Origin of the sequence: Curtobacterium sp. MCSS17_015 (assembly GCF_003234265.2) — a bacterium.
GTDB lineage: Bacteria > Actinomycetota > Actinomycetes > Actinomycetales > Microbacteriaceae > Curtobacterium.
In genome coordinates, this window is the sequence record NZ_CP126256.1 from 2,488,281 (window position 1) to 2,512,776 (window position 24,496).

The following is a 24,496-nucleotide window of genomic DNA, read 5'->3' on the forward strand; positions in this document are numbered from 1 at the left end:
CAAGTTCTGCGACTCGGATACGGAGATTTGCGTAGCTTTGCTACACCGAGCGGCGCCCCTGGCGCGCACCAGCCGCCGCCGCCACGGCTTCGGCGATGATCGTCGTGAGCGCAGCACTCCCGTCGGGGTCCCGGAGGAGCGCAGCCGGCACCATCCAGCTCCCGCCGACGGCAGCGACGTTCGCGAGCCGGAGGTAGTCGCGCAGGTTCGCGAGCCCGACGCCTCCGGTGGGCACGAACCGCACGTCCGGGAACGGCCCCGCGAAGGCTGCCACGGCCGCGGCGCCGCCGCTGGCCTCGGCTGGGAAGAACTTCACGACGCGGTAGCCCTCGTCGCGGACGCGCATCACCTCGGTGGCCGTGACCGCTCCGGGCAGCAGCGGGATCCCGGTCCGAGCGGCGGCGCGGAAGAGTCCGGGCGCGTGGCCCGGCGAGACGACGTAGGTCGCTCCGGCTTCGGCCGCAGCATCGAACTGCGCCTCGTCGAGCACGGTACCGGCACCCACCACGAGTCGCGGCTCCTCGGCGAGGCGCCGGACCGCGGCCAGCGCCCCGGGGGTCCGGAGTGTCACCTCGGCGACCGGGAGTCCCCCGTCGAGCAGTGCACGGCCGAGCCGCTCGGCGTCTGCGACACCGTCGATCACCACCACCGGGACGATCCCCGCCTCCACCGCGCGGTCGAGCGCCGACGTCGGTTCTTGCTCCTGCCTCACTGCAGCACCTCCAGGTTGTGTAGTCAGACTACACAACTAGGCGTGCCGGCGGAGACATGAGGTAAGGACCAGCCCCGAAGGGGCCCTTTTCGTAGTCTCGCTACTCGCCTGTTCGGCGGAATCGGGCCAGCCCCTCCTTCATCAGCGACAGCTGCTCGAGGTGTTGCTCACCCCGCCGCAGGGCGACCGCAGTCGCCAGGAGGTCGATGAGGACGAGTCCTGCGATCCGGCTGGCCGTCGGCGTGAAGGTGTCGGTGTCCTCGATCGTCTTGACCACGAGCGGGATGTCGGCGTGGGCGAGGACCGGGGTCTCGTCCCCGGACACCGCGATCACGGTCGAACCGTTCGCCCGTGCTGTCCGTGCCACCTCGATCACCGACTGCGTGTGCCCGATGTTCGAGATGACGAGCGTGATCGTTCCGGGACGCGCCATCATCGCGGCCATGTACTGCTGATGCGGGTCGGGCTGCGCGGAGCACGGGATGCCGAACAAGGGCGCTTTCTGCTCCGCGTCCAGGGCGATCAACGCCGATGCCCCGAGACCGACCAGGTTCATCGAGGACGCGCCGAGGATCGCTTCGACCGCCTGCTCGACCCGGTCCGGGTCGAGCAGGCGTCGCGCGCGGTCGAGCGAACTGATGGTGTGGTCGAACACCTTCGTCGCGATGTCCGGCACGGTGTCATCGCGGCCGATCCCGGACAGCGTCGCCGGGATCCCGAGCGCCAGGCTCTGCGCCAGCACGATCTTGAACTGTTGGAACCCGCTGTACCCGAGCCCCGTGCAGAACCGCATCACGGTCGGTTCGCTGACACCGGCCGCCTCGGCGACTGCTGCCATCGTCGCGTCCACCACGAACGTGGGGTTCTCGGCGACGAGTTCAGCGACCTTGCGCTCGGAAGCCCGGAGACTCCCCCTGGCATCGGTCAGGCGCTCCAACAGCGTGGGGTTGTGTTCGACCACCATGACCGCTCCTCTTCGTTCGTCCCGAGGTCAGTGCTCCAGGCTAGCGACGAGGTTCGACACGGCGAGAGCGGACGCCCGTCGGGTGCTCGCCTCGGTGTACCCGCCGAGGTGGGGCGACATCACTGTACGGGCGTGGCGGAGCAGGGGGGTGAGCAACGGCGGTTCCTCGTCGAACGCGTCCACCGCGTACGTGTCCAGCGCACCGCTCTCCAACGCCGCGAGCACGGCCTCCTGGTCGACCAGGGCCGCCCGCGCCGTGTTGACGAGCACAGCACCGGGTCGCATCACCCTGAGCTGGTCGGCGCCCACCACCGGGCTCCCGTCCGACGACGGAGGCGCGTGCAGGCTCACGACGTCCGCGTCGGCGAACACCTCGGCGGCGGAGACGGACCGGACCCCCTCGACCGTCGCGAACGGGTCGTGCGCGACGACGTCGGCTCCCATCGCCGCGAAGGTCTGCGCCACGATCCTGCCGATGGCTCCGAAGCCGAGCACGCCGATCCGGAGGTCCGGGACCTCCCGCCCGAGCCTCCGTTCCCAGCGCCCGTCGTGCATCGCCGCGTCCGCCGTGGACAGGCCGCGGAGTGCGTTGAGGACGTGCGCGACGGCGAGTTCCGCGACCCCCCGCGAGTTCGCGCCGCGGGCCAGGAGGACCTGGACCCCGTGTCGCTCGGCCGCGGCGGCATCGACGCCGTCGGCGCCCACACCGTTGCGGCTGATCGCCCGGAGTGCGTCGGCGTGCTCGAACACGCGGGCTCCGATGTGTTCGACGCCCGCGATCCAGCCGTCCACGCCGCGGACCAGCCGGCACAGCTGGTCCTCGTCCGGGAGCTGCCCCGCCGGACCCGACACGATCTCCCAGCCGCGCTCGACCATCGGCCGCAGCTCGGGGAGTTCCTGCGGCGGCGTCCGTGTCATCGACCGTGGGGTCACCAGGATGCGCACGTCAGCTCCTCGTCGAGGCGGCCAGGTCGGACAGTCGGTCGAACCCCGGGCCGCTGGTCGGGATGGTGACGTCGAAGACCTCGGCGATGACCTGCGTCCAGCCGTGTACGAAGTACGTCCAACCGTCCTCCACGTGCAGCCCACGCGCCACCGCCTGCGCTCGCGCCTGGTCGAGGAAGACCAGGTCGCCTCGGTAGTTGAGGTCCCACACCAGCGCCCCCTCGGGGAACGACGCGTCGGCACTGAGCGGGGACCCCGGAGCGTCCTTGCCCAGCCCGGTCGCGTTGATGACGACACTGCCTGCCGGAGCAGCGGCGAGCACCGCGTCGTTGACCGACAGGTCGTCGGCGCGCTCGGTGTGGAGCACGACCTGCGCTCCGGACGCGTCGTGCACTGCGCGGAGCGCCTCGAGGCGTTGGTCGTCGCGGTTGGTCACGACGACGCGGCTCGGGACGTCGGCACCACGACCGGTGCGTGTCAGGTACCAGTCGATGGCGATGGCGGACCCGCCTGCGCCGAAGACGACGAGTTCGGCGCCGGTGGTCGCGAAGTGCCCGGGCGGTACGAACGCGTCGAGTGCCAGCCCGGAGGAGATCGGGTCCTTCGCGTGGGCGACGAGACGCCCGTCCCGCTTCGAGATCGAGCTCACCTCGTGCATGAGCTCGGCGAGGGGGTCGACCTCGTCGAAGACGTCGGCGGCGGCTCGGAAGAGGTCGAGTTTGTGTGTGGTCACGAGCGCACCGAGGCTGAGCGGGTCCTGCTTGACGAACTCCACGACGCGTCGGTAGTCCGCCGCTGGAGCGTGCACCGGTAGGTCGATGCCCGTCAGGACGACGTCTCCGAGACCGAGTTCGGCGGCCCAGAGCGGGAACACCCGCCGGATCGACGAGCCACCGGTGGTGACCCCGATGAAGTAGAACGTGGGGACCGTCGCCGGGCTGAGGTCGGCAGCGGTGAACGTCTGATCGCGGGCGGCGCTCATCCGAGCACCCGCTCGCGGTAGCCGACGTGGTCCGGGTTCGGTCGGGCGATCCAACCCCGGTCCGGCCCGGCGACGACGAGGGACTTCATGCCGCCGGCTTCCTGGATGATGCCGTAGTCCTGCCCGGCGTCTGCTGCGTAGCAGAACACGGTCACGAAGGGCACGTCACCGACGTTCACGCTCCGATGAGCCCAGTGCCCGGGGACGTTCACGGCACGGCCGGGAGTGAGCTCGATGGTCTCGGAACGACCATCCACGGTCTCCAACAGCATCACGCCGGTCCCCGCCACGCAGTGGTAGAGCTCGGCACGGTCCGCCTGCGCGTGCAGGTGCCCTCGGGTGAGGGCGAACTCGTCGCCGACCAGTCCGGGGAGCACCGTGCTCGTCCCGACGATCAGCGCTCCTGGTCCGTCCTGGTACTTCTGTTCGTTCACCGAGTAGACGACCGTGTCGGCGCCCAGCCGTTCGACCTCCGCTCGCCACGCGTCCTCGTCGCGGTACACCCCCGCCATGTCGCCGATGGTCTTCTCGTACCGGCGCGTCGCACCGTCGAGCCCTCCATCAGAGCTGATCGTCAACACGGTCGGCTGGTCGACGTCCTGTTCTCCACGCGTCATGCGCTCCTCCTCGACTGATGTAGTCAAACTACAGGCTTCCGCCCTGTCGAGCGAGCTTCATCGTCAGATGGCGAGACGGCAGCCCTCGTTGTGTAGTTTGACGAACATGAGCGAGAACAGGACCATCCGCACGGTGACCGGTGATCGACCCGGGGAGTCCCTCGGCGCGTTCGACTACCACGAACACCTGTTCCAGACCACGCCTCTCCTGGCCGGGGACGAACTCGCCGACGAGGACCTGTCCGGACGGGAAGCAGCGTCGCTCCACACCGCAGGCATCGGTTGGATGGTCGAGGCGACGCCCACCGGGCTGGGCGCCGACCCCGGCGCCGTCGCGCGGATCAGCGCGCGCACCGGGTTGGTCGTCGTCCACACCACCGGCGCCCACCACGGCGGGCACTACGCACCGGGTCACCCCCTGACCAGACGCAGCACGACGGAGCTCACTTCGCGCTTCGTCGAGGACGTCGTCTCGGGTTTCCGTCGGCCCGACGGGGCACCGGTCACCGATCCCGAGGGAGCCCCCGTGCGGGCGGGACTCGTCAAGGCCGGCATCCGCTACTGGTCGATCGGGACCTTCGAACGCCGTGTCCTGGACGCGGCTGCAGCGACCGCCGTGGCGACGGGTTGCGCGCTCATGGTGCATCTCGACCACGGTTCCGCCACCCACGAGGTCCTCGACCTGCTGGACGGGCAGGGCGTCCGACCGGACCGCGTGGTGCTGGCCCACGTCGACCGGAACCTCGACCCCGGTCTGCACGCGTCGCTCGTCGAACGCGGGGCGTACCTCGGGTACGACGGGATGGCACGACACCGCGAGGCTCCCGACTCGGCGATCCTCGAGTGCCTCGCCACGGTCGTCGACGCAGTCGGCTCGGAGCGTCTGGTGGTCGGTGGAGACGTCGCACGGTCGAGTCGGTACCGCGCCTACGGCGGCCTGCCCGGGCTGGACTACCTGCCGACACGGTTCATGCCGAGGCTGGGGCAGGTGTTGTCCGCTGCTGACGTCGAACGGATCACGGAGCAGAACGGCCGGGAGCTGCTGGGCCTCCGTCCGCCCTCCTGAGACGTCGCGTCCTCAGGACGAGGAACGAGGCAACGGCCGGTCCTGGTCGTTCCCGTCCCAGAGGTCGCCGCACTCCACCGGCTGCGCCCGGGCCGCTCGCAGCCAGGGTCCCGCGCCACGGTCGTTCCCCCGCGCCGCGGCCAGCGCCGCCCCGAGTGCCGCCCAGTGACCGCGGCCGATGAGCACGGGATGCCCGGGTCGACCGGCGTGCACGGCCCGCCGGAGCGCCGTGGTCCCGGTGCCGGATCCGAGCATCCGCCGGACCGCCACCGCCGGCAGCCCGGGCAGGTCGACGAGGGTCACGAGGACCGCTGTCGCGTGCGCGTCGTCCGACGCGACCGCCAGGCCCGTCAGCAGCGAGGCGGACGGGCCGCGCTCCCACTCGTCGGCGACCACAGCGCGGACCGCCGGCCGGTCCGGGACGAGGGCACGGGCCTCCCGACCGGAGGCACCGAGGACGACGACGACCGCGTCGCAGCCGCCGTCGAGCAGCGCGGTGACCGCCAGGTCGACCCAGGGTCGCCCGTCCACGCGACGCACCAGCGCCTTCGGACGCCCCATGCGGGTGCCCCCGCCGGCCGCCAGGACGACACCGACCACCCGGCCGGGCCCCGCGTCGGCGGTCATGCCCGGCGGTCAGACGAACCCGGGCACCGCGAGCCACGCGGCGGGCGCCTCGGCGACCCCGTCCCGGACCACCGAGCCGGAGATGAGGCCGTACGGACGGTCGGCGGCGTGGAAGACCTCGCCGGGGTTGTCGAGCCCGAACGGCTCGAGGTCGACGAGGAAGTGGTGCTTGTTCGGCATCGAGAAGCGCACCTCGGCGATCTCCGGGAAGGCCTCGATCGCCGCCCGGCCCATCGCGAACAGCGTCTGCTGCAGCGCCAACGAGTGGAGGTCCGCGAAGGTCGCGAGCATCCGGTCGAGCACCCCCGCGTAGACGGCGTCGTGGTCGATGCCCGCCTCGACCGCGTCGGGCAGGTACCGCCAGCGCGCCGTCACCGCGGTCGCGAGGATGCGGTCGTCGGTCTCGGCGAGCGTCGTGTAGCCGTCGCGCGGGAAGCCGTGGAACTCGCTGCCGGTCGACTTGAGCACCGTCAGGTCAGTGACGCCCGCGATCACGTGCACGTCGTCGCCGTCGATCTGGACCACCGCGGTCCGGGTGCCGGCGCCCGCACGGACGAAGGCGTGGTCGTGCTCCCGGCCGTCGACCGTGATGCGCTCCCACGTGTGCTGCTCGGCGGAGAGCGTCGCCCCGTCGTACCAGTCGAACGCGGTGGTGAAGTGCCGGCCGAGGCGGAGCAGGAACTCCTCCGGACTGTGCACCCCGTGTTCCCGCGCGAAGGCGTACACGGTGTTCTTCTGCGTGTCGGTGGCGACGACCTTCGCGTTGTCGCCGACCGTGTACGAGTCGGCGAGCGCCGTCCCCCGCAGCTGGGTCGTGACGGTGAGGTCCTCGATCTCGTGCCGGTCGGTGTCGCGGGTGACCCGGACCAGGCGGACCTCGGCCTTGCCGTACTGGTTCGCGCCGAGGTGCACGGTCGTGGGGACGGACGTGCTGGTGTCGGCGCCGGTCGTGGTGGTGTCGGTCATGGTCGGGGTCAGCTCCCTCGGTAGGTGGAGTGTGCGAACGGACTGAGGAGCAGGGGGACGTGCAGGTGCCCGGGGTCGTCCGGCACCGTGAGCACGACGACCACCCGGGGGTGGAACGCCGGCAGGCCGAGCCCGGCCCAGTACGCGCCGGTGGCGAACGTCAGCGTCCACTCCCCCGGTGCCAGGCGGTCCGGGCCGAGCGCGCCGACGCGTCCGTCCGGGTCGGTGGTGCCCGAGGCGACGAGCGTCCCCTCGGCGTCGACGAGCGTGATGTCGATGCCCGCGGCCGGCCGACCGTGCGTGGTGTCGAGCACGTGGGTGGTCAGGTGGCTCATGCGACGCTCCTGGCGAGTCGGAGGAGGGCGATCTCCCGCAGCTGGTCGGCGACCTCGGTGCGCTCGGTGGCGTCGTCGTTGCCGAGCCGTCGGCGGAGCTCGGCGAGGACCTGGTCCGCGGTCCGACCGGCGGCTCGGACCAGGAACACCCGGTCGAACCGCGCTTCGTAGTCCGCGTTCCCCTGCCGGAGCGCCGCGGCGGTGACCCCGTCGGTGTCGGCCGACGCGGCCTGCTCGAGTCGTGAGGCTGCTGCCGCGGCACCGTCGCCCACGGGCCGCTCGCCGATCCGCGGGTGCTCGGCGAGCGCGGCCTCGACCTCGGCGTCGGTCCAGGTGCGGGCGAGCCGGTCCGCCGCGGCGGTGAGGGCGCCGACGGTGCCGAAGGGGCGACCGGCGAGCACGGCGTCGACCCACCGGGGTACGGCGGCCCAGGACGTCACGAGTGCACGGGCATCGTCGACGTCGAATCGGTCGAAGGCGTCGACCCCGACGGTGGTGGACGGCAGAACGGTCATGTCCCGGAGGATGGCACCCCTGTGTTTCGGGCAGGGGTCGAGCAGGTCACGGCTCCGCGCGGCGCCCGACAGCGGCTGTTCCTTCCCCGAAACGACGCTGAAACACCGGTTCCCTACCGTTGCCGACATGGCATGGAACAGGGGCATGATCGCGCACGGCCGACGGGTCGGTGTGCTGATCGTCCCCCGTCGCCCTGCCCTGATCGGACCTGTCCATGGACCTCGTCTCCGTCCGCACCGTGCGGACACCGTCGCGCCGCGACGACCTCACGCTCTCCCTCGGTGACCGTCCGCTCGGCGGTGGCACCTGGTTGTTCTCCGAGGAGCAGCCCGGGCTGACCGGGCTCGTCGACCTGACGTCGCTCGGCTGGCCCGACGTCGAGCGGGCATCCGGCATCCTGACCGTCGCCGCGACCTGCACGATCGCGTCGCTGCTGGGCGTCCGGCCCGACGACTCGTGGCGCGCCTGGCCGCTCGTCGAGCAGTGCGCGAACGCCCTGCTCGCGTCGTTCAAGGTCTGGAACGCCGCGACCGTCGGCGGGAACGTGGCCGTCGGACTGCCCGCGGGTGCGATGACCGCGCTGCTCGTCACGCTCGACGCCACCGCGGTCGTGTGGACGCCGGAGGGTGGGGAGCGGCGGGTGCCCGTCGAGCAGCTCGTCCTCGGTGTGCGCACGCTCGACCTGCGACACGACGAGGTCATCCGGTCCTTCGAGGTCCCGGAGGCGGTACTCCGAACGACGACCGGGTACCGGCGCGTGTCGCTCAGCCCGCACGGCCGGTCGGGGTCGCTCGTCACCGCGCGGTGGTCCGCGCAGGGCTTCGTGCTCGTCGTCACCGCCGCCACCCCGCGCCCGGTCGTGTTCCGGTTCGCCGGGGTCCCGACGGCCGACGAACTCGACGCCGCGCTCACGGCCACGCTCGGGTCCGACGGCGACTGGTACGACGACCCGCACGGGTCCCCCGCCTGGCGCCGGGCCGTCAGCACCCGCTCCGCGCACGAGCTCCGCGACGAAGCCGCAGCGGGAGGGACCCGATGAGGCTCGAGGTCGACGGCACCGCGCTCGAGGTCGATCCGCAGCCCGGCCAGGTCCTCCGGACGCTCCTCCGGCAGCACGGCGTGACGTCGGTGAAGAAGGGGTGCGACGCCGGCGACTGCGGTGCCTGCTCGGTGCTCGTCGACGGGGTGCCCGTGCACTCCTGCATCACGCCCGCGCACCGGATGGACGGGCGCACGGTCACCACCGCCGCGGGCCTCGGCACTCCGGAGCACCCGCACCCGGTGCAGCGCGCGTTCGCCGAGGCGCCGGGGTTCCAGTGCGGGTTCTGCACCGCGGGGTTCGTCGTCACCGCGTCCACGCTCACCGACGACGACCACGCGGACCGGCACCGGAAGCTCAAGGGCAACCTCTGCCGCTGCACCGGGTACCGGGCGATCGAGGACGCGCTGGACGGTGTCGTGAACACCGCGTGCGCGACCGCCGGCGCAGCGGTCGGCACGTCCGTCGCCGCTCCGGCCGCGATGCGCATCGTCACCGGGCAGGAGGAGTACACGCTCGACGTCCCCGGCCTCCCCGCGGTCCGGGCCACCGAGGCCCTGCTGCACCTCGCCGTCCTCGGCAGTCCCCACCCGCACGCCCGCGTCACGGCGATCGACACAACCGCGGCCGAGGCGCTCCCCGGCGTGCACGCCGTGCTGACGTACCGGGACGACCCCGGCGTGCTGTTCTCCACCGGCCGGCACGAGTCCCGACTCGACGACCCGGACGACACCCGCGTGCTCGACCGCGTGCTGCGGTTCCGCGGTCAACGCGTGGCCGCGGTGGTCGCCGACAGCGTGCGGATCGCCGAACAGGCGTGCGCCCTGGTCCGCGTCGACTACGAGGTCCTCGCCAGTGTGCACGACCCGGACGCGGCACGACGCCCGGGCGCACCGCTCCTGCACGGCGACAAGACGACGGCCGACCACCGGATCGCCGAGCCCGCACGGAACGTCGTGGCGAGCCTCCACGGCGAGACAGCTGACGTCGAAGCGGCCCTCGCGGCCGCCGCCGCGACCGTCGACGGCACCTGGCACACCGGCCGGGTGTCCCACGCGGCGCTCGAGACGCACGCCACCCGCGGGTGGGTCGACCCGGACGGGAGGCTCGTGCTCCGGACCGCCACGCAGGTCCCGTTCCTGGTCCGGGACGAGATCGCCCGCGTCTTCACACTCGACCCGGCCCGGGTGCGCGTGGTCGCGAAGCGGGTCGGCGGCGGGTTCGGCGGCAAGCAGGAGCTGCTCACCGAGGACCTCGTCACGCTCGCGGTGCTCCGGACGGGCCGCACCGTGCAGTACGAGTTCAGCCGACGTGACGAGTTCACGATCGCGCCGACGCGGCACCCGATGCGTGTCCGGGTCCGACTCGGTGCCGCAGCGGACGGCACGCTCACGGCGATGCACGTCGACCAGACGATGGACACCGGGGCGTACGGCAACCACGGCATCGGCGTCATGTTCCACTCGGTCAGCGAGTCCGTCGCGGTGTACCGGTGCCCGGCCAAGCGGGTCGACGCGGAGTCGGTGTACACGAACAACCTGCCGTCGGGGGCGTTCCGCGGCTACGGGCTCGGGCAGGTGGTGTTCGCGATCGAGTCCGCGATGGACGAGTTGGCGCGGGAGCTCGGCATCGGCCCGTTCGAGCTCCGCCGGCGGAACGTCGTCGTGCCCGGCGACCCGCTCGTCGTCACGGACCCGCACGAGCAGAGCGACCTGCGGTGGGAGGGCAGCTACGGACTCGACCAGTGTCTCGACCTCGTGGAGCAGGCCCTCGCCGGTCCGCTGCCCGACGTCCCGCGGATGGACGGCCCGGTGCTCGACCGTTCCCCGGACTGGGCGTACGGCACCGGCATGGCCCTCGCCGCCATCGCGACCATGCCGCCGCGAGGGCACCACGCCCACACGTCGGTCGAACTGCTGCCCGGCGGCCGCTACCGGATCGGCGTCGGCACGGCCGAGTTCGGCAACGGAACGACGACCGTGCACACACAGCTCGTCGCCACCGCGCTCGGCACCACCCCGGACCGCGTCGACGTGCACCAGTCCGACACCGATGCCGCTCAGCACGACACCGGGGCTTTCGGGTCGGCCGGGGTCGTGGTCGCCGGCCGAGCCCTGTACGCCGCCGCACAGGCGCTCCGGGACGACCTGACCGCGCGGGCCCTCGCGCTGGTCGCGGCCCGCACCCCGCGCACTGCCTCGGGCGTGCTCGGTCCGGCGGTCGCCGTGGGACCCGAGGGGGTCCGCGTCGGCGACGAACTCGTCGGACATGTCGAGCTCCTTGCCGAGGGTCCGCTCATCGCCCACGCCAGCCACGACGGCACCCCGCGCTCGCTCGCCTTCACCGTGCACGGGGCCCGGGTCGCCGTGCACCGGCCGACCGGCGAGGTCCGCGTCCTGCAGAGCGTGCAGGCCGTCGAGGCCGGCACCGTCCTCAACCCGGAGCAGCTCCGGGGCCAGGTCGAGGGCGGTGCTGCACAGGCGATCGGTTCGACCCTCTACGAGGAGGTCGTGCTCGACGACACCGGCCGGGTCATCACCGACGCCTTCCGGTCCTACCGGGTGCCGAAGATCTCCGACGTGCCCCGGACGCAGGTGCTGTTCGCCGACACGCACGACCCGCTCGGCCCCCTCGGGGCGAAGTCCATGAGCGAGGCACCGTACAACCCGGTCGCCCCGGCGATCGCGAACGCCCTGCGTGACGCGATCCGGGTCCGGCCGTACCGCCTGCCGATGACCCGCGACCGGGTGTGGGCGCTGCTGGCGGATGCGACCGACGCCGGAGGTGCGTGATGTTCGAACTGGCACCGCGCCTCCTGGCCGCCCTCGACGCCGGCGACCCGGTCGTCGTCGCGACCGCCGTCGACGTGCAGGGCAGCTCGCCGAGCGGGACCGGCACCTCGATGGCGGTGCTGCCCGGCGGCGAGGTCGTCGGGACCATCTCCGGCGGATGCGTCGAGGGGTCGCTCTACCTGACCGCCGAGGAGGTCCTGACGACCGGCGTCCCCGTACTCGAGCGCTTCGGGTTCGAGGACCTGTCCGACCCGGCGGCCGACTGGGCGCCAGGGCTGCGGTGCGGGGGTCGGGTCGAGGTCCTCGTCCACCGTGTCCAGCCGACCGACGCCGTCGTGCTCGACGCGCTCCGAGCCGCCGCTGTCGGGACGCCGACGTCGCTCACGGTGTCCCTCGAGCCCGCGTCGCTCGGCGAGGTCGTGCCCCCGTCGGACAGGTGCCGGACCCGAGCCTTCACCGAGTACGCCGGCGGCCGTGCCCGCTGCATCGTCGTCGGCGCCGTCGAGTTCGCCGTCGCGGTGACGAACACCGCGGCGATGCTCGGGTACGCGGTCACCGTCGTCGACCCGCGTCCGGTGTTCCTCACCGACCGACGGTTCCCGGCGGCGCAGGAGCGAATCGTCGGGTGGCCGCCGCGGGTGCTCGCCCACACCGCGATCGGACCGGACACCGTCGTGGTGCTGCTGTCCCACGACGACCGGTTCGACGCCGCGGTGCTCGACCTCGCGCTCCGCCGCGGTGCCGGGTACGTCGGGGCGATGGGGTCCCGGGCGACGCACGAGCGGCGGCTGGCGGTGCTGCGCGAGCTCAGGACTCCGGACACCGGGCGGCTGCGTTCGCCGATCGGGCTCGACATCGGGGCGGAGACGCCAGCTGAGATGGCGCTCGCGATCATGGCCGAGGTCGTGGCGGTGCGCCGGGGTGCGCCGGGCGGTCCGCTCGTCGATGCGACTGGGCCGGTGCACCGGCGACCTCTGAGGACGCGTTGAACGTGCCCCTCCGGCTGCTACTGGTCGCCCATCGACAGGAGAGGGAACCAGTGGCGCTCGGCGAGGACGGACGGAGGACCACTGTGCAGCCACTCGCCGGGCACGACCGGATCGGCGTCAGTCGTCCAGACGCCGAAGTACGCGACCGGTGTAGGCCAGTCGTAGCCCGGTGACGGCCGCGGAACGGTGTTGCGAACCGCCCCGAGGTACCGGGGCACCTGGCCTCCGCCGGTGACCCGCCGCATCAGCGCTGCGATGGCTACTGAGCCGTCGGGATCGTCGGTCCCGACGTACGCCGTCGGCAGGTCGAGTTTGCCCGAGCCGTCCCGGCGTGTGCAGAACAGCCGGCCGTCCACTTGAACGAGGAGTCGCACGAGACCCATCGGCCGCGGGACCGAACCGCCGAGCAGGGTCTCAGCAGTGCTCCCGATCGGCAGCCATGGCGCGTCCGGCGTCGAGGAGACGACTGTTGCTCGCTCGTCGTGCATGACGACGAGCGTATCGACCATGCGGACGCGAGCCGCACCGGCCGATCAGCCCAGGACGCCCGTGTGCTCGAGCACGATCTGCACGCCGATGAGGATGAGCACCACACCGCCGGCGATCTCGGCCGGCTTGCCGAAGCGCGCCCCGACCCGGCGGCCGACCACCACCCCGATGTAGCTCAGCACGGCGGTCGTCACGCCGATGAGCAGCACCGCCCAGCCGATCGACACCGGCAGGAACGCCAGCGTGATGCCGACCGCCAACGCGTCGATGCTCGTGGCGACCGCGAGGACGAGCAGCTCCCGGACGCGCAGCCGGTCCGTGTCCTCGTCGGTGTCCTCATGACCGTGGAACGCCTCCCACAGCATCTTCCCGCCGACGAGCGCGAGCAGACCGAAGGCGACCCAGTGATCGACGTCCGCGATGGCGCTGGCGAAGGTGGTGCCGAGCAGCCACCCGAGCAACGGCATGAGCGCTTGGAAGGCACCGAACACGAGTGCGATGACGACGGCCTGGCGCGCGGAGAACCGCTTCATGTGCAGGCCCTTGCCGAGCGCGACGGCGAAGGCGTCGGCGGAGACGCCGATCGCGATCAGGAGCAGGGCCCAGAACGACATGGGGTGGTGCCTCTCGAGACGGACGGAGGAGACACCGTCGTCTCGGAACCCGACGATCCTGCCACGTCGATCGCAGCCTCCGGGACCGGAAAGGCCTGGTCAGGAGGATTCGTCAGCCCGAATCCGCCCGTTGGGTGCACCGTCCTAGCAGGAGCGGACGACCCGGTGGGGCGGCCGGATGTAACAGGACGGTAACGACGGCAAACCCACCCAAACCGTGTCGGCACCGGTGCCGAATCACTGTCACAAGCCGGGAACGGCCCGCAAGCGCTCACCAGCCGCACATCGCTGGTTCTCCACCCCTTTCGCGGGGTGTGTTCGGCTCGCATCCATCCCTGATCCGCGCCGAGCGCGACAAGCAAAGGAACGAAGACATGCGCAAGTCCCTCAAGACCTCGATCACCCTCGCCACGACCGGTGCCCTCGTCCTCGGTGGCGCAGCGTTCGGCGTGACCGCCGCGAACGCGTCCACCCCGGTCGTGCACACCGTCTCCAGCTCCGAGTCGAAGATCCCCGCCCCGGTCGCGTCGGTCCCCGAGGTCCTCGGCGGCGACACCTCCGTCGCCCTCGACAAGGGCTTCACCGACGCCCTGACCTCCCTCAAGCTCACCCCGGGTGTCTCGGGAGATGCGACCCTCGAGGACGGCGCCGTGTCGTTCCCGATCACCTCCGGCTCGGTCACCTACTGGAGCCCGGACGGCGACTACCGTCCCTACGTCCAGGGTCTGCTCAACCACGACGACTCCGGCCTGACCCTGAAGGCCGGCGACACCACCGTCACGCTCGAGAACTTCGTCGTGAACCCGGGCTCGTCGAAGCTCTACGGTGACGTCCTCGTCAACGGTGAGGTCGCCGCGCCGAACGCGTTCCTGTTCGAGCTGCACGGCGGCTCCCTCAAGCCCCTCCAGCTCGAGGGTGACAACGCGATCCTGACCGGCACCACCGTCCACATCTCCGACGACGCCGCGAAGCTGCTCAACGACACCTTCAAGACCGACGCCGTCACCGGCGGCCTCCTGGTCGGCACCGCCACCATCACCGCCCAGATCAAGTAACACCCCGCGTCCACCAGACGCGCAGCACCACCACCAGGACGCCGCCCCGCACCCGCGGGGCGGCGTCCTCGCGTCCCCACCCGAGCACGCCCCGGTTCCACGACACACCGCCACCGCCCCTCCCGGTTCCCGAATCCGCGCACCTCACCCACCGAGATGCGCGAATTGTGGAACCACGGGAGGACCGACCGGACGCGACCTGTGCCAGGGTGCCCTCATGGCCTCAGCGCAGACGCTCGACCTCGGCGACCGTCGACTCCTCGCCGCCTGGGCGGCGGACTGCGCCGAGCGGGTGCTCCCCCTGTTCGGAGCCGTGGCGCCGGAGGACACCCGCCCACGAGACGGGATCGCGCGGACGCGGGCGTTCAGTCGCGGGGAGGTCGACGCGGCCGACATGATCCGCCGCCGGTTCGAGACGGGCCGCGCGGCTGCGCCCGTCCGGGATCCGGCAGCGAGGGCGGCAGCCTTCGCCGCGGGACAGGCGTCCGGCGTCGCGCACATGGGAGCGCATGCGCTGGGGGCAGCGGCGTACGCCGTCCGCGCCGCCGGCCACAGCCGCCCGGGAGCGGACGACGACGAGGTCGCGTGGCAGCTCGCGCACCTGGAGCCGCCGGCCCGCGACGCCCTCCGACGGCTCCCCCTGCTCGGCACCGACACGTCCGGCCCACTCGGCTCGGGGCTCCTGGCGACCGGCACCCTCGCCGTCACCATCCGGGCGATCCAGTCGTCGGTCGCCGTGCCGCACTGAACGAGGCCGACTCCGCGCCTCAGGCGGGTGTCCGCGCCAAGCGCTCCCGGAGGCGGGCCGCCAGCTCGCCCTCGTCCGCCGAGACGAGCCTCCCGTCCCGGACCACCACGCGGCCACCGACCACGACGTGCCGGGGCCGTCGCCCCGGGGACGCCCAGAGGAGGCCCGCGACCGGGTCGGCGACCCCGGCGTCCGCGACCCCGGAGACGTCCCAGACGCAGAGGTCCCCGGCCGATCCGGCGCCGAGGTGCCCGAGCTCCGGCCGTCCGAGACCGACGGCCGAGCCCTCGGTCACCATGCCGAGCACCTGACGCGCGGGCAGCTGCGGACCGACGAGCGCGGAGACCTGCATCGCCAGGCGGGCGTCCGCGAGCAGGTGCCCGGCGTCGTTGCTGCCGCCACCGCTGGTGCCCAGGCCGACCGGGACGCCCGCGGCGAGGAGCCGAGCGACCGGCGCGATCCCCCACCCCATCGGCACGTCGCATCCCGGCGCGTGTGTGGCCGTGACCCCGGCGGCCGCGAGGCGGGCGGTCTCGTCGTCGGTGACGTCGCACAGGTGGGCGATCGTCACGTCGGGCGCGAGCCAGCCCCACGCCTCGAGCAGGTCGAGCGGTCGTCGCCCGTACCGCTCGAGGGCGATGACGGTGTCGACCTGCTCGTTGGCCTGGGTGCGACGACGGAGACCGTGCTGAGCAGCGACCTCGCCGAGCGCACGGAACGTCGCCTCGCCGTCGGAGTGCACGCCCGCCGGACCGACCGCGATCTGCAGTCGTCCGTCGGGGTCCACGCCACCGACCGCGTCCTCGTGGAGCAGTCCGGTGACGATCGCGTCCGCCGACGCGGCCGCACGGTCGGGGTCGTCCCGGGCGCTCCCCCGGACGAACACCAGCCGCCCGCCGAGCCCGCGGACGGCGTCCACCGTGGCCACGGCGAGCGCGACCGTGTCCGCCGCCGTCGCGTCCGTCGGCCAGTTCAGGTGGTGGTCGGCGACGGTGGTGACCCCGGACAGGAGGCCCTCCGCGGCCCCGACGGCCGCGGCCAGTCCGTAGAGCTCCGGGTCGTGGCCCACCCGGCCGTACGCACCGGCCATCGTGGGCAGCCAGTCCGCCATCGGCACACCACGGGTCCCGGGGAGGGTCCGGAACGCGGTCTGCAGCAGGTGGTGGTGCGCGTTGACGAGGCCGGCGGTGACGACACATCCCGAGGCGTCGAGGGTCGTCGCGACCGCACTGCCGTCGTCGACCACGACGTCGCCGTCACGCTCGGTACGCGGGTCGACGAGGACACGGTGTGCGCCGGTGACGGTGAGCATGCAGCGTTTGTAGCAGGGCGGTGTTTCCGGCTCGTGACGGTGGCATGCGCTGCGGCGAGAGCGACCTCGAGCCGGGTTCCGACGGTGCACGCGAACACCGGTGGGAAACCCGGCGGGAACACCCGCGAAACACCGAGTGCCTAGGTTCTCCCCATGACCCAGACCCTGATCCGTGGCGGGTGGGTGCTGACCGCCGCCCCCGAGACCTCCGAGACCCCGTCCGCGATCCGGGACGGCGCGGTGCTCCTCGACGGGGACCGGGTCGCCGCGGTCGGCACCTACGCCGAACTGTCGGCCGCGCACCCGGAAACGGCCGTCCGCGGCGGGGCGAACGACATCGTCACGCCCGGCTTCGTGAACACGCACGGGCACTTCAGCGAGGGACTCATCACGGGCATCGGCTCGCAGTACACGCTGTGGGAGTGGCTGAACGCGCTCATCTCGCACGTGAACCCGGTGATGACGCGGGACAAGGCGTACGCGGGCACCATGCTGCAGGGCATCCAGATGCTCCGGAGCGGGGTCACGACAGCGAACGACATGTTCTGCTCGGACCCGATCCCCGGCGAGCCGGCGACACCCGGGGTCGTGCAGGCGCTCGAGGAGCTGGGACTGCGCGGGGTCGTGTCGTTCGGCAGCGGGGACGTCGACCGGGGCTTCGGTCCGGCACCGATCCTCGAGGAGTTCGACGCCCTGCGGGAGGCCGCCGACGCCAGCCGGTACAGCACCTTCCGGGTGGGGATGTCGTCGATCGGCCGGTACTCGGACGGGGCCTGGCAGGAGCACATCGACTACGCGGTCGACGGCGGCCACGGCATCCACGTGCACGTGCACGAGGTCCGGGAGGAGGTCACCGCCGCCCGTCAGCGCACCGGCAAGACGGTCGTCGGGCACGCCGAGGCGACGGGCATGTTCCGCGTCCCGGTCATCGCTGCGCACAGCGTCTGGATGGACCGGGAGGACCGTGAGACGTACGCGGCGAACGGCGTCGGCGTCGCGCACAACCCGGTCGCGAACGGCATCCTGGCGAGCGGCATCGCCCCGGTCGCCGAGCTGCGCGCCCTCGGCATCCCGGTCGGGATCGGTGTCGACGGTCCGGCGTCGAACGACTCGCAGGACTTCCTGCAGGCGATGAAGACCGCGGCACTGCTCGCCCGGATCCGCGACCTGCAGGCAACCGCGATGAGCGCGCGCGAGGCGTTCGAGATGGGCACCATCGGCGGTGCCCGGGCCCTGCGGATGGACGACGAGATCGGTTCGCTCGAGCCCGGCAAGCGTGCCGACCTCGTCGTGTTCGACGGCGAGAGCCCGACCCTCGCGAACGTGCACGACCCGTTCCAGGCGGTCGTGTTCGTCGCGGGCAGCCGTGAGGTGAAGGACGTCTGGGTCGACGGCGAGCTGAGCCTGGCCGACTTCGAGGTCACCCGCGTCGACGTCCGGGAGGCGGTGGCGCGCGCCCGTCCGTTGGCCCGCCAGCTCGTCGAGCAGGCCGGCCTGGAGCGCCTGTCGGCGCTCACCGGCGCCCCGCTCGACCACACCGAGCGCCCCTGACAAAGCGACCGTGCACCGGACGGGAGGCCCGGATCACGTCCGGATCCGGGCCTCCCGTCCGGCGGTCAGAGCTCCAGCACCAGGCGCGGGCACCCCGCCGCCGCGCGGCTGACGCAGACCATCATCGTGCGGTCGTCGGCCTGCTCCGCGGGACTGAGCACGGTGTCCCGGTGGTCGACCGACCCCTCGAGGACGGGCGTCTCGCACGTGCCGCAGGTGCCCTCCCGGCAGGACGACAGCACGAACGCTCCGGCGTCCTCCGCGACCTCGAGCAGGGTCCGGTCGGCGGGGACGGTGACGGTCGTGCCCGTGAGGGTGAGCTCGACCTCGAACGCCTCACCCGGGGCGTCGAGGTCCGCGGCGGGCTCGAACCGTTCGACCCGCACGCTGCCGACCGGCCAGTGCGCGGCGGCGGCCTCGACCGCGTCCATGAGACCGCGGGGGCCGCAGCAGTAGACGACGGCGTCCCTCCGTCCGGCGAGCAGCGCGGTGACGTCGAGACGGCGACCCTCGTCCGCGACGGCGAGCGTGACGCGGTCCGGGTGCGCCGCGACGAGGTCGTCGGCGAATGCCATCCGGTCGCGGGCCCGCCCGGCGTAGTGCAGCTCCCAGGGGGTGCCGGCCCGCTCGGCTGCGGTGATCATCGCGCTGATCGGGGTGATCCCGATCCCGCCGGCGACGAACACCGCGGGACGCCCCGGGTCGAAGCCGAAGTGGTTCCGCGGGCCGCCGACGATGACCGCGTCGCCGACGCGGAGCACGTCGTGCACGGCCACCGATCCGCCACGACCGGCCGACTCACGGAGGACCGCCACACGCCAGTGCCCGTCGGCCGTCGTGGTGACGAGCGAGTACTGCCGTTCCGTGCCGGGCGCGACCTGCAGGTCGATGTGGGCTCCCGGCTCCCAGGCGGGCAGTGGCGCCGCGTCGAGCGGGGCGAGGTCGAGCGTCACGACGGCAGCGGCCACCTGCTGCCGCGCCGCGATGCGCATCCGGTGTCGGGCCTCCGCCGGTGCCACGGCGGAGCCGAACGCACCGTTGCTGATGCCCGCGCTCATGCGCCGGCTCCGGACCGCGGCGTCTCCTTGACGACGATCATGTGGAACGCGCTGCCGTCGGCACTGCACCATCGGTGCCCGGTCCCGCCGCGGTAGTACGCCGAGTCGCCGGGGCCGAGCCGGAGCACGTCCTGGCCACGGAGGTCGAGCAGGACGTCGCCGGCGAGCACGGTGACGAACTCGTCCTCGTGGTGCTCGAAGTACTCGCCGGGTTCGGTGTTGTCGCCCTTCCACTCGAGCGGTTCGAAGGCGTGCGGCCCGGCGTGCACGAGCAGCCGGGCCTCGCCACTGGAGAACGGCCCGCGGGCACCCTCGCCGGAGCGCAGCACCTCGGGGCGTCGGTCGTCGGGCTCCTGACGGGACGGCGCCCCGGCGGCGAGGAGGGCGACCTGCGTGGTGTCGAGCGCGCCGGCGATCTTCTCGAGCGACACCATGCTCGCGCGGGAGTGTCCACGCTCGACCTGGCTCAGGAAGGGGTGTGACAGCCCGGTGCGCTCGGCCAGCTGCACGAGCGTCATCCGTGCTGCCCGGCGGAGCGTCCGGACGTGCGCGCCGACCCGACGGGCCTGCTCGTCGACGACGCGGTCGGCGCCGGGATCGGCGGGCTCGAGCGGAGCGGCGGTGGCCGGGTCGGCGTCGGTGAGTTCGGTGGGCATCGCGCTCCGATCGGGGACGGGAGGGGCTGGCGTTCCGTGCACGTCATCTCGTCACAGGCGGCAACCAGCGCGAAACCGGAGGGAAACACGGCCGTCCTAGCATCGGAGATGTTGATGCGATCAACATTGTCACACACGATCGAGAGGGTCCCATGGAGTCGTCACTGCCGCGCCGGGTCGCCCTCCTCCGGTCCGCGCTGCTGCCGGACGGGAGCCTCGTGGACGTCGCGATCGACGGCGACACCGTCAGCGACGTGGCCCCGGCGGGCACGCTCACGGCCGACGACGCGGACACGCTCGACCTCGATGGACGCCTGCTCCTCCCCGCTCCCGCCGAACCACACGCGCACCTGGACAAGGCCCTCAGTGCGGACCGGATCCGACCGCCGCTCGGGGACCTCGGTTCCGCCATCGCGGCCTGGGCCGCACACGCCACGACGATGACCGTCGACGAGATCGCCGAGCGGGCGCGCACCCAGGCACTCGCGATGCTCGCCGCCGGCACGACGGCCGTCCGGACCCACGTCGACGTCCTGAGCGACGGCGGTGCCGCGAGCGTCGCCGACAGTCTCCGAGGCGCACAGGCACTCGTGCAGGTCCGCGACGAGCTCGCCGACCTCATGGACATCGAACTCGTCGCCCTGGCCGGACCGCTCGCGCCCGACGAGCATGTCGAGGCAGTGCTCGACCTCGGCGTGGACCTGGTCGGTGGCGCCCCGCACCTCGCCGAGGACCCCCTGGCCGACGTCGACCGACTCCTCGCCATCGCGCACCGTCGTGGCCTCGGGGTCGACCTGCACGCTGACGAGAGCCTGGACGGACCGGTCACCCTCGACCACTACGCCCGGGTGGTCCGCGACTGGCCGCGGGACCGGCAGTACTCCGCCGGGCACTGCGTCCGGCTCGGCACCCTCCACCCCGAGCGCCTCGCCGAGGTCGTCGCCGACGTGGCCGCCGCCGACGTCGGGGTCATCACGCTGCCGATCACGAACCTCTACCTGCAGGGGTGGCAGCACCCGGTGTCGACGCCGCGGGGCCTGACCGCGATCCGGGCGCTCCTCGACGCCGGGGTCCGGGTGGCCGCCGGCGCCGACAACGTCCGCGACCCGTTCAACCCGGTCGGCCGCAGCGACGCCCTCGAGACCGCGTCCCTCCTCGTCACGGCCGGGCACCTGACGCCGGACGAGGCGTACGCGATGGTGAGCGTCGCCGCCCGGAGCGTGTTGGGCCTCCCGGCCGCCGGTCCCGTCGTCGGGGCACGCGCCGACCTGCTCGCCGTCGCCGCGACGAGCGTCACCGACGCCGTCGCGAACGCCCCCGCCGACCGGATCGTCCTGTCCCGCGGTCGACTCGTCGCCCGCACCGAGGTGCACCGCACCGTCGCCGCTCCCGCCCGGACCGCGGCGTCTCCGGTGCCCACGCCCGCACCCGTCCCCGTTCCCTGACCGCGCACGACCATGCACGAGAACACGAGGTAGCCGTGACCACCACCGCCCCAGCCCCCGTCACCGCGACGGACACGCTGCTCGACTTCCGGAACGTCGAGATGACGTTCCCGAACGGCACGATCGCCCTGCAGGGCGTCGACCTGACCGTCGACCGCGGCCAGTTCGTCTCCGTCGTCGGCCCCTCCGGCTGCGGCAAGTCGACGCTCCTCCGCATCGCGTCCGGACTCGAGACGGCCTCCGACGGCACCGCCGGGGTCACCGCCGACCGGATCGGGTACGTCTTCCAGGACGCCACGCTGCTGCCGTGGCGGAGCGTGCAGGGGAACGTCGAGCTCCTCGCCGAGCTCGGGGACGTGCCGAAGGCCGAGCGGGCGGCGAAGGCGGCGCACGCGATCGACCTGGTCGGGCTGAACGGCTTCGAGTCGAACCTGCCGAAGCAGCTCTCCGGCGGCATGCGGATGCGCGTCTCGCTCGCCCGGTCGCTGACGCTCGACCCGGAGCTGTTCCTGTTCGACGAGCCGTTCGGCGCCCTCGACGAGATCACCCGCGAGCGCCTCAACGACGAGCTCCTCCGCCTGTTCGTCGAGCAGCAGTTCGCCGGGCTGTTCATCACGCACTCCGTGTCCGAGGCGGTCTACCTGTCCACCGAGGTCATCGTGATGTCCGGCCGACCGGGCAGCATCGTCGGCCGGTTCGACGTGCCGTTCCCGATGCCGCGCGACCCCGACATCCGCTTCACCCCCGAGTTCGCCGAACTGGTCGGCGAGGTCTCGCACGCACTCCGGGAAGGACACCGCTGATGGTCACGCTGCAGGAGGTCGCGGACGCCCGCACCGCACGCGCCACCGCCCGCCGCTCCACGCCGCGCTCCCGCCGGTCGGTCACCTGGTGGCAGCCCGTCGTCGTGCTCGCGGTGCTCATCGGCCTCTGGTACGCCGCGGCCGCCTACTACGACCACGTGCGGGGCCTGGCGTTCCTCGTGCCGTACCCACACCTCGTGCTCACGGCGATCGTCGCCCCGACCGGGATGAACGGCGCACCCTCGACGTTCGGCAGCGACCTCTGGCTCGCCCTCGGCCGCACCACAGTCGTCTCGCTCACCGGGCTCGCGTTCGCGATCGTCATCGGCGTCCTCTGGGCGATGGCGATGGCGCAGGCGAAGTGGCTCGAGAACTCGCTCTACCCGTACGCAGTCGTGCTGCAGTGCGTGCCGATCCTGGCGCTCGTGCCGCTGATCGGCGCCCTGTTCGGCTACGAGTTCACCAGTCGGGTCATCGTCACGGTCATGATCGCGCTCTTCCCGATGGTGTCGAACACGCTCTTCGGGCTGCAGTCGGCGGACCGTGCGCAGCACGAGCTCTTCCGCCTGCAGCGCGCCAGCCGGCTCGCCCGCCTGGTGAAGCTGCAGGTGCCCGCCGCGCTGCCGTCGATCTTCGTCGGGCTCCGGACCTCGGCCGGCCTGTCGGTCATCGGCGCGATCGTCGGCGACCAGTTCTTCCAGCGCGGCAACCCCGGGCTCGGCGTCCTCATCCAGGTGACGGCATCGCGGCTGATGGGGCCGGAGCTCTACGCGACCATCATCATCGCCTCGCTCTACGGCGTCGCCGTCTTCCTCGTCTTCGGCCTGCTCGGCCGGCTGGTCGTCGGCCGCTGGCACGACTTCGGCTGAACCCGACGGCGGGCATCCGACGCCGACCCCGACCCGCTCCACCTCCCCTCCCTCCCACAGCACCCGCCCCAGCACCACGAGACCCGCACCACGAACGGAGCCTCCATGCGCACCACCACCCGACTCGGCGCTGTCACCGCCGCCCTCACCGTCTCCGCGATCGCCCTGACCGGCTGTGCGAGCGGTTCGGCGACGAGCGCCACCACCACCGCCGCGACGAGCGCGGCCACCGGCCCGGCCGTCGACCTCTCCGACGTCTGCCCCGCGACCGTGGTCGTCCAGACCGACTGGAACCCGGAGGGCGAGCACGGCCACCTGTACCAGATGCTCGGCGCGAACCCGGCGATCGACGCCTCCGGCAAGACCGTCACGGGCGACCTGGTCGCGAACGGCAAGCCGACCGGGGTGCAGCTCGAGATCCGTGCCGGCGGCCCGGCCATCGGCTACTCGAAGGTCAGCTCGCAGATGTACCAGGACGAGTCGATCACCCTCGGCTACGTCTCCACCGACGAAGCGGTCATGTTCTCCGGCGAGCTGCCCACGACGGCGGTCTTCGCCGAGAACGACCAGTCCCCGATGGCGATCATGTGGGACCCGGCGACGTACCCGGACGTCGACAGCATCGAGAGCCTCGGCAAGGCGCTCGAGGAGAACGACGGCGTGGTCCGCTACTTCAACGACGCCGCCTACATGTCGTACCTCGAGCAGTCCGGCATCCTGCCGAAGAGCGTCCTCGACGGCAGCTACGACGGCACCCCGTCGAAGTTCGTCTCGGCCGGCGGCAAGGACGCCCAGCAGGGCTTCGCCACCGCCGAGCCGTACGTGTACAAGAACCAGGTCGCCGCCTGGGGCAAGAAGGTCGAGTCGGCCCTCATCTCGAGCACCGGCTGGAACCCCTACCCCGAGACGATGTCGGTCCGCTCCGACCAGATGTCCGAGCTGGAGCCGTGCCTCGAGGAGCTCGTCCCGGTCATGCAGCAGGCCGACGTGGACTACCTGGAGTCGCCCGCCGCGACGAACGACCTCATCACGCAGCTCGTCCAGCAGTACAACAACGGCTGGACCTACGACTCGAAGGTCGGCGCCTTCGCCGCGGAGCAGATGCAGAAGCGCGGCATCGCCACCGACGGTGACAACGGCTACGTCGGCGACATGGACGAGCAGCGCATGGCCGACTTCATCGAGAAGGCCACGCCCGTCTTCTCCGGCTCCGGCGGGAGCATGAAGAAGGACCTCGCCCCCTCCGACCTGTACACGAACGAGTTCCTGGACGACTCGATCTCGCTCGGCTTCTAGCCGGCCACCCACCGGACGGGAGGCGCGGCGCACGACCGCCCGCCGCCTCC

25 protein-coding genes are annotated in these 24,496 nt (G+C 72.4%); 11 read left to right on the forward strand and 14 right to left on the reverse strand.

Annotation, left to right across the window (positions count from 1 at the left end; translation table 11 throughout):
- Positions 1–40: 40 nt before the first annotated feature.
- The 5 genes from eda to DEJ18_RS11820 all read right to left on the reverse strand — a co-directional run bounded on the left by eda (position 41) and on the right by DEJ18_RS11820 (position 4,220).
- The gene (gene eda / locus DEJ18_RS11800; protein ID WP_111211184.1) at positions 41–712 is read right to left on the reverse strand and encodes a bifunctional 4-hydroxy-2-oxoglutarate aldolase/2-dehydro-3-deoxy-phosphogluconate aldolase; all 672 of its coding nucleotides are present in this window, start codon (positions 710–712) and stop codon (positions 41–43) included.
- Positions 713–812: 100 nt separating this feature from the next.
- The gene (locus DEJ18_RS11805) at positions 813–1,676 is read right to left on the reverse strand and encodes an SIS domain-containing protein (protein WP_111211185.1); all 864 of its coding nucleotides are present in this window, start codon (positions 1,674–1,676) and stop codon (positions 813–815) included.
- Positions 1,677–1,703: 27 nt separating this feature from the next.
- Positions 1,704–2,621 carry an NAD(P)-dependent oxidoreductase gene (locus tag DEJ18_RS11810; RefSeq protein ID WP_111211186.1) on the reverse strand — a complete coding sequence of 306 codons (918 nt, stop codon included), beginning with the start codon at positions 2,619–2,621 and terminating at the stop codon, positions 1,704–1,706.
- A 1-nt stretch (position 2,622) separates the two neighbouring features.
- Positions 2,623–3,603 carry a shikimate dehydrogenase family protein gene (locus DEJ18_RS11815; RefSeq protein ID WP_111211187.1) on the reverse strand — a complete coding sequence of 327 codons (981 nt, stop codon included), beginning with the start codon at positions 3,601–3,603 and terminating at the stop codon, positions 2,623–2,625.
- Entirely contained in the window at positions 3,600–4,220 is a 621-nt protein-coding gene (locus DEJ18_RS11820) for a glucose-6-phosphate isomerase family protein (RefSeq protein ID WP_111211188.1), read from the reverse strand. The genes DEJ18_RS11815 and DEJ18_RS11820 overlap by 4 nt, the downstream gene beginning before the upstream one ends.
- A gap of 106 nt (positions 4,221–4,326) precedes the next feature.
- Between DEJ18_RS11820 and DEJ18_RS11825 the strand changes: the two genes are divergently transcribed.
- On the forward strand, positions 4,327–5,286 hold the full coding sequence (locus tag DEJ18_RS11825) for a phosphotriesterase family protein (RefSeq protein WP_111211189.1): 960 nt from the start codon (positions 4,327–4,329) through the stop codon (positions 5,284–5,286).
- Positions 5,287–5,298: 12 nt separating this feature from the next.
- Here the strand turns inward: DEJ18_RS11825 and DEJ18_RS11830 are convergent, their stop codons facing one another.
- The 4 genes from DEJ18_RS11830 to uraD are packed head-to-tail and all read right to left on the reverse strand — an operon-like array spanning position 5,299 to position 7,729.
- Positions 5,299–5,913 (reverse strand): nucleotidyltransferase family protein, encoded by a 615-nt coding sequence (locus DEJ18_RS11830; protein ID WP_111211190.1) that lies wholly within the window; start codon positions 5,911–5,913, stop codon positions 5,299–5,301.
- A 9-nt stretch (positions 5,914–5,922) separates the two neighbouring features.
- Complete coding sequence (gene pucL, locus DEJ18_RS11835; RefSeq protein WP_111211191.1) at positions 5,923–6,879, reverse strand: factor-independent urate hydroxylase; 957 nt, start codon at positions 6,877–6,879, stop codon at positions 5,923–5,925.
- 8 nt (positions 6,880–6,887) lie between these two features.
- On the reverse strand, positions 6,888–7,214 hold the full coding sequence (gene uraH / locus DEJ18_RS11840; protein WP_111211192.1) for a hydroxyisourate hydrolase: 327 nt from the start codon (positions 7,212–7,214) through the stop codon (positions 6,888–6,890).
- Entirely contained in the window at positions 7,211–7,729 is a 519-nt protein-coding gene (uraD, locus tag DEJ18_RS11845; protein WP_111211193.1) for a 2-oxo-4-hydroxy-4-carboxy-5-ureidoimidazoline decarboxylase, read from the reverse strand. Before uraD ends, uraH begins: the two co-directional genes overlap by 4 nt.
- Before the next feature lie 215 nt (positions 7,730–7,944).
- Between uraD and DEJ18_RS11850 the strand changes: the two genes are divergently transcribed.
- From DEJ18_RS11850 to DEJ18_RS11860, 3 genes are read left to right on the forward strand one after another with little or no spacing between them, the layout of a single operon-like run.
- Positions 7,945–8,769 carry an FAD binding domain-containing protein gene (locus DEJ18_RS11850; protein ID WP_111211194.1) on the forward strand — a complete coding sequence of 275 codons (825 nt, stop codon included), beginning with the start codon at positions 7,945–7,947 and terminating at the stop codon, positions 8,767–8,769.
- Complete coding sequence (locus DEJ18_RS11855; protein WP_111211195.1) at positions 8,766–11,561, forward strand: molybdopterin-dependent oxidoreductase; 2,796 nt, start codon at positions 8,766–8,768, stop codon at positions 11,559–11,561. Before DEJ18_RS11850 ends, DEJ18_RS11855 begins: the two co-directional genes overlap by 4 nt.
- Positions 11,561–12,550 (forward strand): XdhC family protein, encoded by a 990-nt coding sequence (locus DEJ18_RS11860; protein WP_111211196.1) that lies wholly within the window; start codon positions 11,561–11,563, stop codon positions 12,548–12,550. The genes DEJ18_RS11855 and DEJ18_RS11860 overlap by 1 nt, the downstream gene beginning before the upstream one ends.
- 17 nt (positions 12,551–12,567) lie before the next feature.
- On the opposite strand, the gene DEJ18_RS11865 is transcribed toward DEJ18_RS11860, so the two are convergent.
- Positions 12,568–13,038: an NUDIX hydrolase gene (locus DEJ18_RS11865; protein WP_146241612.1), complete on the reverse strand. Its 471-nt coding sequence runs from the start codon at positions 13,036–13,038 to the stop codon at positions 12,568–12,570.
- Positions 13,039–13,083: 45 nt separating this feature from the next.
- Positions 13,084–13,653: a manganese efflux pump MntP gene (locus DEJ18_RS11870; RefSeq protein ID WP_111082764.1), complete on the reverse strand. Its 570-nt coding sequence runs from the start codon at positions 13,651–13,653 to the stop codon at positions 13,084–13,086.
- A 374-nt stretch (positions 13,654–14,027) separates the two neighbouring features.
- On the opposite strand from DEJ18_RS11870, the gene DEJ18_RS11875 reads away from it, so the two are divergent.
- Complete coding sequence (locus DEJ18_RS11875; protein WP_111211621.1) at positions 14,028–14,708, forward strand: hypothetical protein; 681 nt, start codon at positions 14,028–14,030, stop codon at positions 14,706–14,708.
- A gap of 217 nt (positions 14,709–14,925) precedes the next feature.
- On the forward strand, positions 14,926–15,456 hold the full coding sequence (locus tag DEJ18_RS11880; RefSeq protein WP_111210685.1) for a putative immunity protein: 531 nt from the start codon (positions 14,926–14,928) through the stop codon (positions 15,454–15,456).
- Between the two features lie 19 nt (positions 15,457–15,475).
- On the opposite strand, the gene DEJ18_RS11885 is transcribed toward DEJ18_RS11880, so the two are convergent.
- Positions 15,476–16,768 (reverse strand): amidohydrolase family protein, encoded by a 1,293-nt coding sequence (locus DEJ18_RS11885; RefSeq protein WP_111210684.1) that lies wholly within the window; start codon positions 16,766–16,768, stop codon positions 15,476–15,478.
- A gap of 153 nt (positions 16,769–16,921) precedes the next feature.
- Between DEJ18_RS11885 and DEJ18_RS11890 the strand changes: the two genes are divergently transcribed.
- The gene (locus DEJ18_RS11890) at positions 16,922–18,319 is read left to right on the forward strand and encodes an amidohydrolase family protein (RefSeq protein WP_111210683.1); all 1,398 of its coding nucleotides are present in this window, start codon (positions 16,922–16,924) and stop codon (positions 18,317–18,319) included.
- A gap of 65 nt (positions 18,320–18,384) precedes the next feature.
- On the opposite strand, the gene DEJ18_RS11895 is transcribed toward DEJ18_RS11890, so the two are convergent.
- Both DEJ18_RS11895 and DEJ18_RS11900 read right to left on the reverse strand, forming a co-directional pair.
- The gene (locus tag DEJ18_RS11895; protein ID WP_258376937.1) at positions 18,385–19,377 is read right to left on the reverse strand and encodes a PDR/VanB family oxidoreductase; all 993 of its coding nucleotides are present in this window, start codon (positions 19,375–19,377) and stop codon (positions 18,385–18,387) included.
- Positions 19,374–20,033, reverse strand: a complete 660-nt coding sequence (locus DEJ18_RS11900; RefSeq protein ID WP_111210682.1) for a helix-turn-helix domain-containing protein — start codon at positions 20,031–20,033, stop codon at positions 19,374–19,376. Before DEJ18_RS11900 ends, DEJ18_RS11895 begins: the two co-directional genes overlap by 4 nt.
- Before the next feature lie 152 nt (positions 20,034–20,185).
- Here DEJ18_RS11900 and DEJ18_RS11905 point away from each other — a divergent pair, with 152 nt between their 5' ends.
- The 4 genes from DEJ18_RS11905 to DEJ18_RS11920 all read left to right on the forward strand — a co-directional run bounded on the left by DEJ18_RS11905 (position 20,186) and on the right by DEJ18_RS11920 (position 24,446).
- Positions 20,186–21,478 carry an amidohydrolase family protein gene (locus tag DEJ18_RS11905; RefSeq protein ID WP_111210681.1) on the forward strand — a complete coding sequence of 431 codons (1,293 nt, stop codon included), beginning with the start codon at positions 20,186–20,188 and terminating at the stop codon, positions 21,476–21,478.
- A 35-nt stretch (positions 21,479–21,513) separates the two neighbouring features.
- The gene (locus tag DEJ18_RS11910; RefSeq protein ID WP_258371254.1) at positions 21,514–22,281 is read left to right on the forward strand and encodes an ABC transporter ATP-binding protein; all 768 of its coding nucleotides are present in this window, start codon (positions 21,514–21,516) and stop codon (positions 22,279–22,281) included.
- Positions 22,281–23,150 (forward strand): ABC transporter permease, encoded by an 870-nt coding sequence (locus DEJ18_RS11915; RefSeq protein WP_111210680.1) that lies wholly within the window; start codon positions 22,281–22,283, stop codon positions 23,148–23,150. The genes DEJ18_RS11910 and DEJ18_RS11915 overlap by 1 nt, the downstream gene beginning before the upstream one ends.
- 105 nt (positions 23,151–23,255) lie before the next feature.
- Positions 23,256–24,446 carry an ABC transporter substrate-binding protein gene (locus tag DEJ18_RS11920; RefSeq protein ID WP_111210679.1) on the forward strand — a complete coding sequence of 397 codons (1,191 nt, stop codon included), beginning with the start codon at positions 23,256–23,258 and terminating at the stop codon, positions 24,444–24,446.
- Positions 24,447–24,496: the final 50 nt, after the last annotated feature.

Coding starts and splice junctions, on each gene's coding strand:
- pucL (WP_111211191.1), bottom strand. CDS start 6,879: ATGACCGACACCACCACGACCGGCGCCGACACCAGCACGTCCGTCCCC.
- DEJ18_RS11915 (WP_111210680.1), top strand. CDS start 22,281: ATGGTCACGCTGCAGGAGGTCGCGGACGCCCGCACCGCACGCGCCACC.
- uraH (WP_111211192.1), bottom strand. CDS start 7,214: ATGAGCCACCTGACCACCCACGTGCTCGACACCACGCACGGTCGGCCG.
- DEJ18_RS11875 (WP_111211621.1), top strand. CDS start 14,028: ATGCGCAAGTCCCTCAAGACCTCGATCACCCTCGCCACGACCGGTGCC.
- DEJ18_RS11905 (WP_111210681.1), top strand. CDS start 20,186: ATGGAGTCGTCACTGCCGCGCCGGGTCGCCCTCCTCCGGTCCGCGCTG.
- DEJ18_RS11830 (WP_111211190.1), bottom strand. CDS start 5,913: ATGACCGCCGACGCGGGGCCCGGCCGGGTGGTCGGTGTCGTCCTGGCG.
- DEJ18_RS11850 (WP_111211194.1), top strand. CDS start 7,945: ATGGACCTCGTCTCCGTCCGCACCGTGCGGACACCGTCGCGCCGCGAC.
- uraD (WP_111211193.1), bottom strand. CDS start 7,729: ATGACCGTTCTGCCGTCCACCACCGTCGGGGTCGACGCCTTCGACCGA.
- DEJ18_RS11895 (WP_258376937.1), bottom strand. CDS start 19,377: ATGAGCGCGGGCATCAGCAACGGTGCGTTCGGCTCCGCCGTGGCACCG.
- DEJ18_RS11825 (WP_111211189.1), top strand. CDS start 4,327: ATGAGCGAGAACAGGACCATCCGCACGGTGACCGGTGATCGACCCGGG.
- DEJ18_RS11855 (WP_111211195.1), top strand. CDS start 8,766: ATGAGGCTCGAGGTCGACGGCACCGCGCTCGAGGTCGATCCGCAGCCC.
- DEJ18_RS11870 (WP_111082764.1), bottom strand. CDS start 13,653: ATGTCGTTCTGGGCCCTGCTCCTGATCGCGATCGGCGTCTCCGCCGAC.
- DEJ18_RS11890 (WP_111210683.1), top strand. CDS start 16,922: ATGACCCAGACCCTGATCCGTGGCGGGTGGGTGCTGACCGCCGCCCCC.
- DEJ18_RS11860 (WP_111211196.1), top strand. CDS start 11,561: ATGTTCGAACTGGCACCGCGCCTCCTGGCCGCCCTCGACGCCGGCGAC.
- DEJ18_RS11820 (WP_111211188.1), bottom strand. CDS start 4,220: ATGACGCGTGGAGAACAGGACGTCGACCAGCCGACCGTGTTGACGATC.
- DEJ18_RS11885 (WP_111210684.1), bottom strand. CDS start 16,768: ATGCTCACCGTCACCGGCGCACACCGTGTCCTCGTCGACCCGCGTACC.
- DEJ18_RS11920 (WP_111210679.1), top strand. CDS start 23,256: ATGCGCACCACCACCCGACTCGGCGCTGTCACCGCCGCCCTCACCGTC.
- DEJ18_RS11865 (WP_146241612.1), bottom strand. CDS start 13,038: ATGCACGACGAGCGAGCAACAGTCGTCTCCTCGACGCCGGACGCGCCA.
- DEJ18_RS11900 (WP_111210682.1), bottom strand. CDS start 20,033: ATGCCCACCGAACTCACCGACGCCGACCCGGCCACCGCCGCTCCGCTC.
- DEJ18_RS11815 (WP_111211187.1), bottom strand. CDS start 3,603: ATGAGCGCCGCCCGCGATCAGACGTTCACCGCTGCCGACCTCAGCCCG.
- DEJ18_RS11880 (WP_111210685.1), top strand. CDS start 14,926: ATGGCCTCAGCGCAGACGCTCGACCTCGGCGACCGTCGACTCCTCGCC.
- DEJ18_RS11805 (WP_111211185.1), bottom strand. CDS start 1,676: ATGGTGGTCGAACACAACCCCACGCTGTTGGAGCGCCTGACCGATGCC.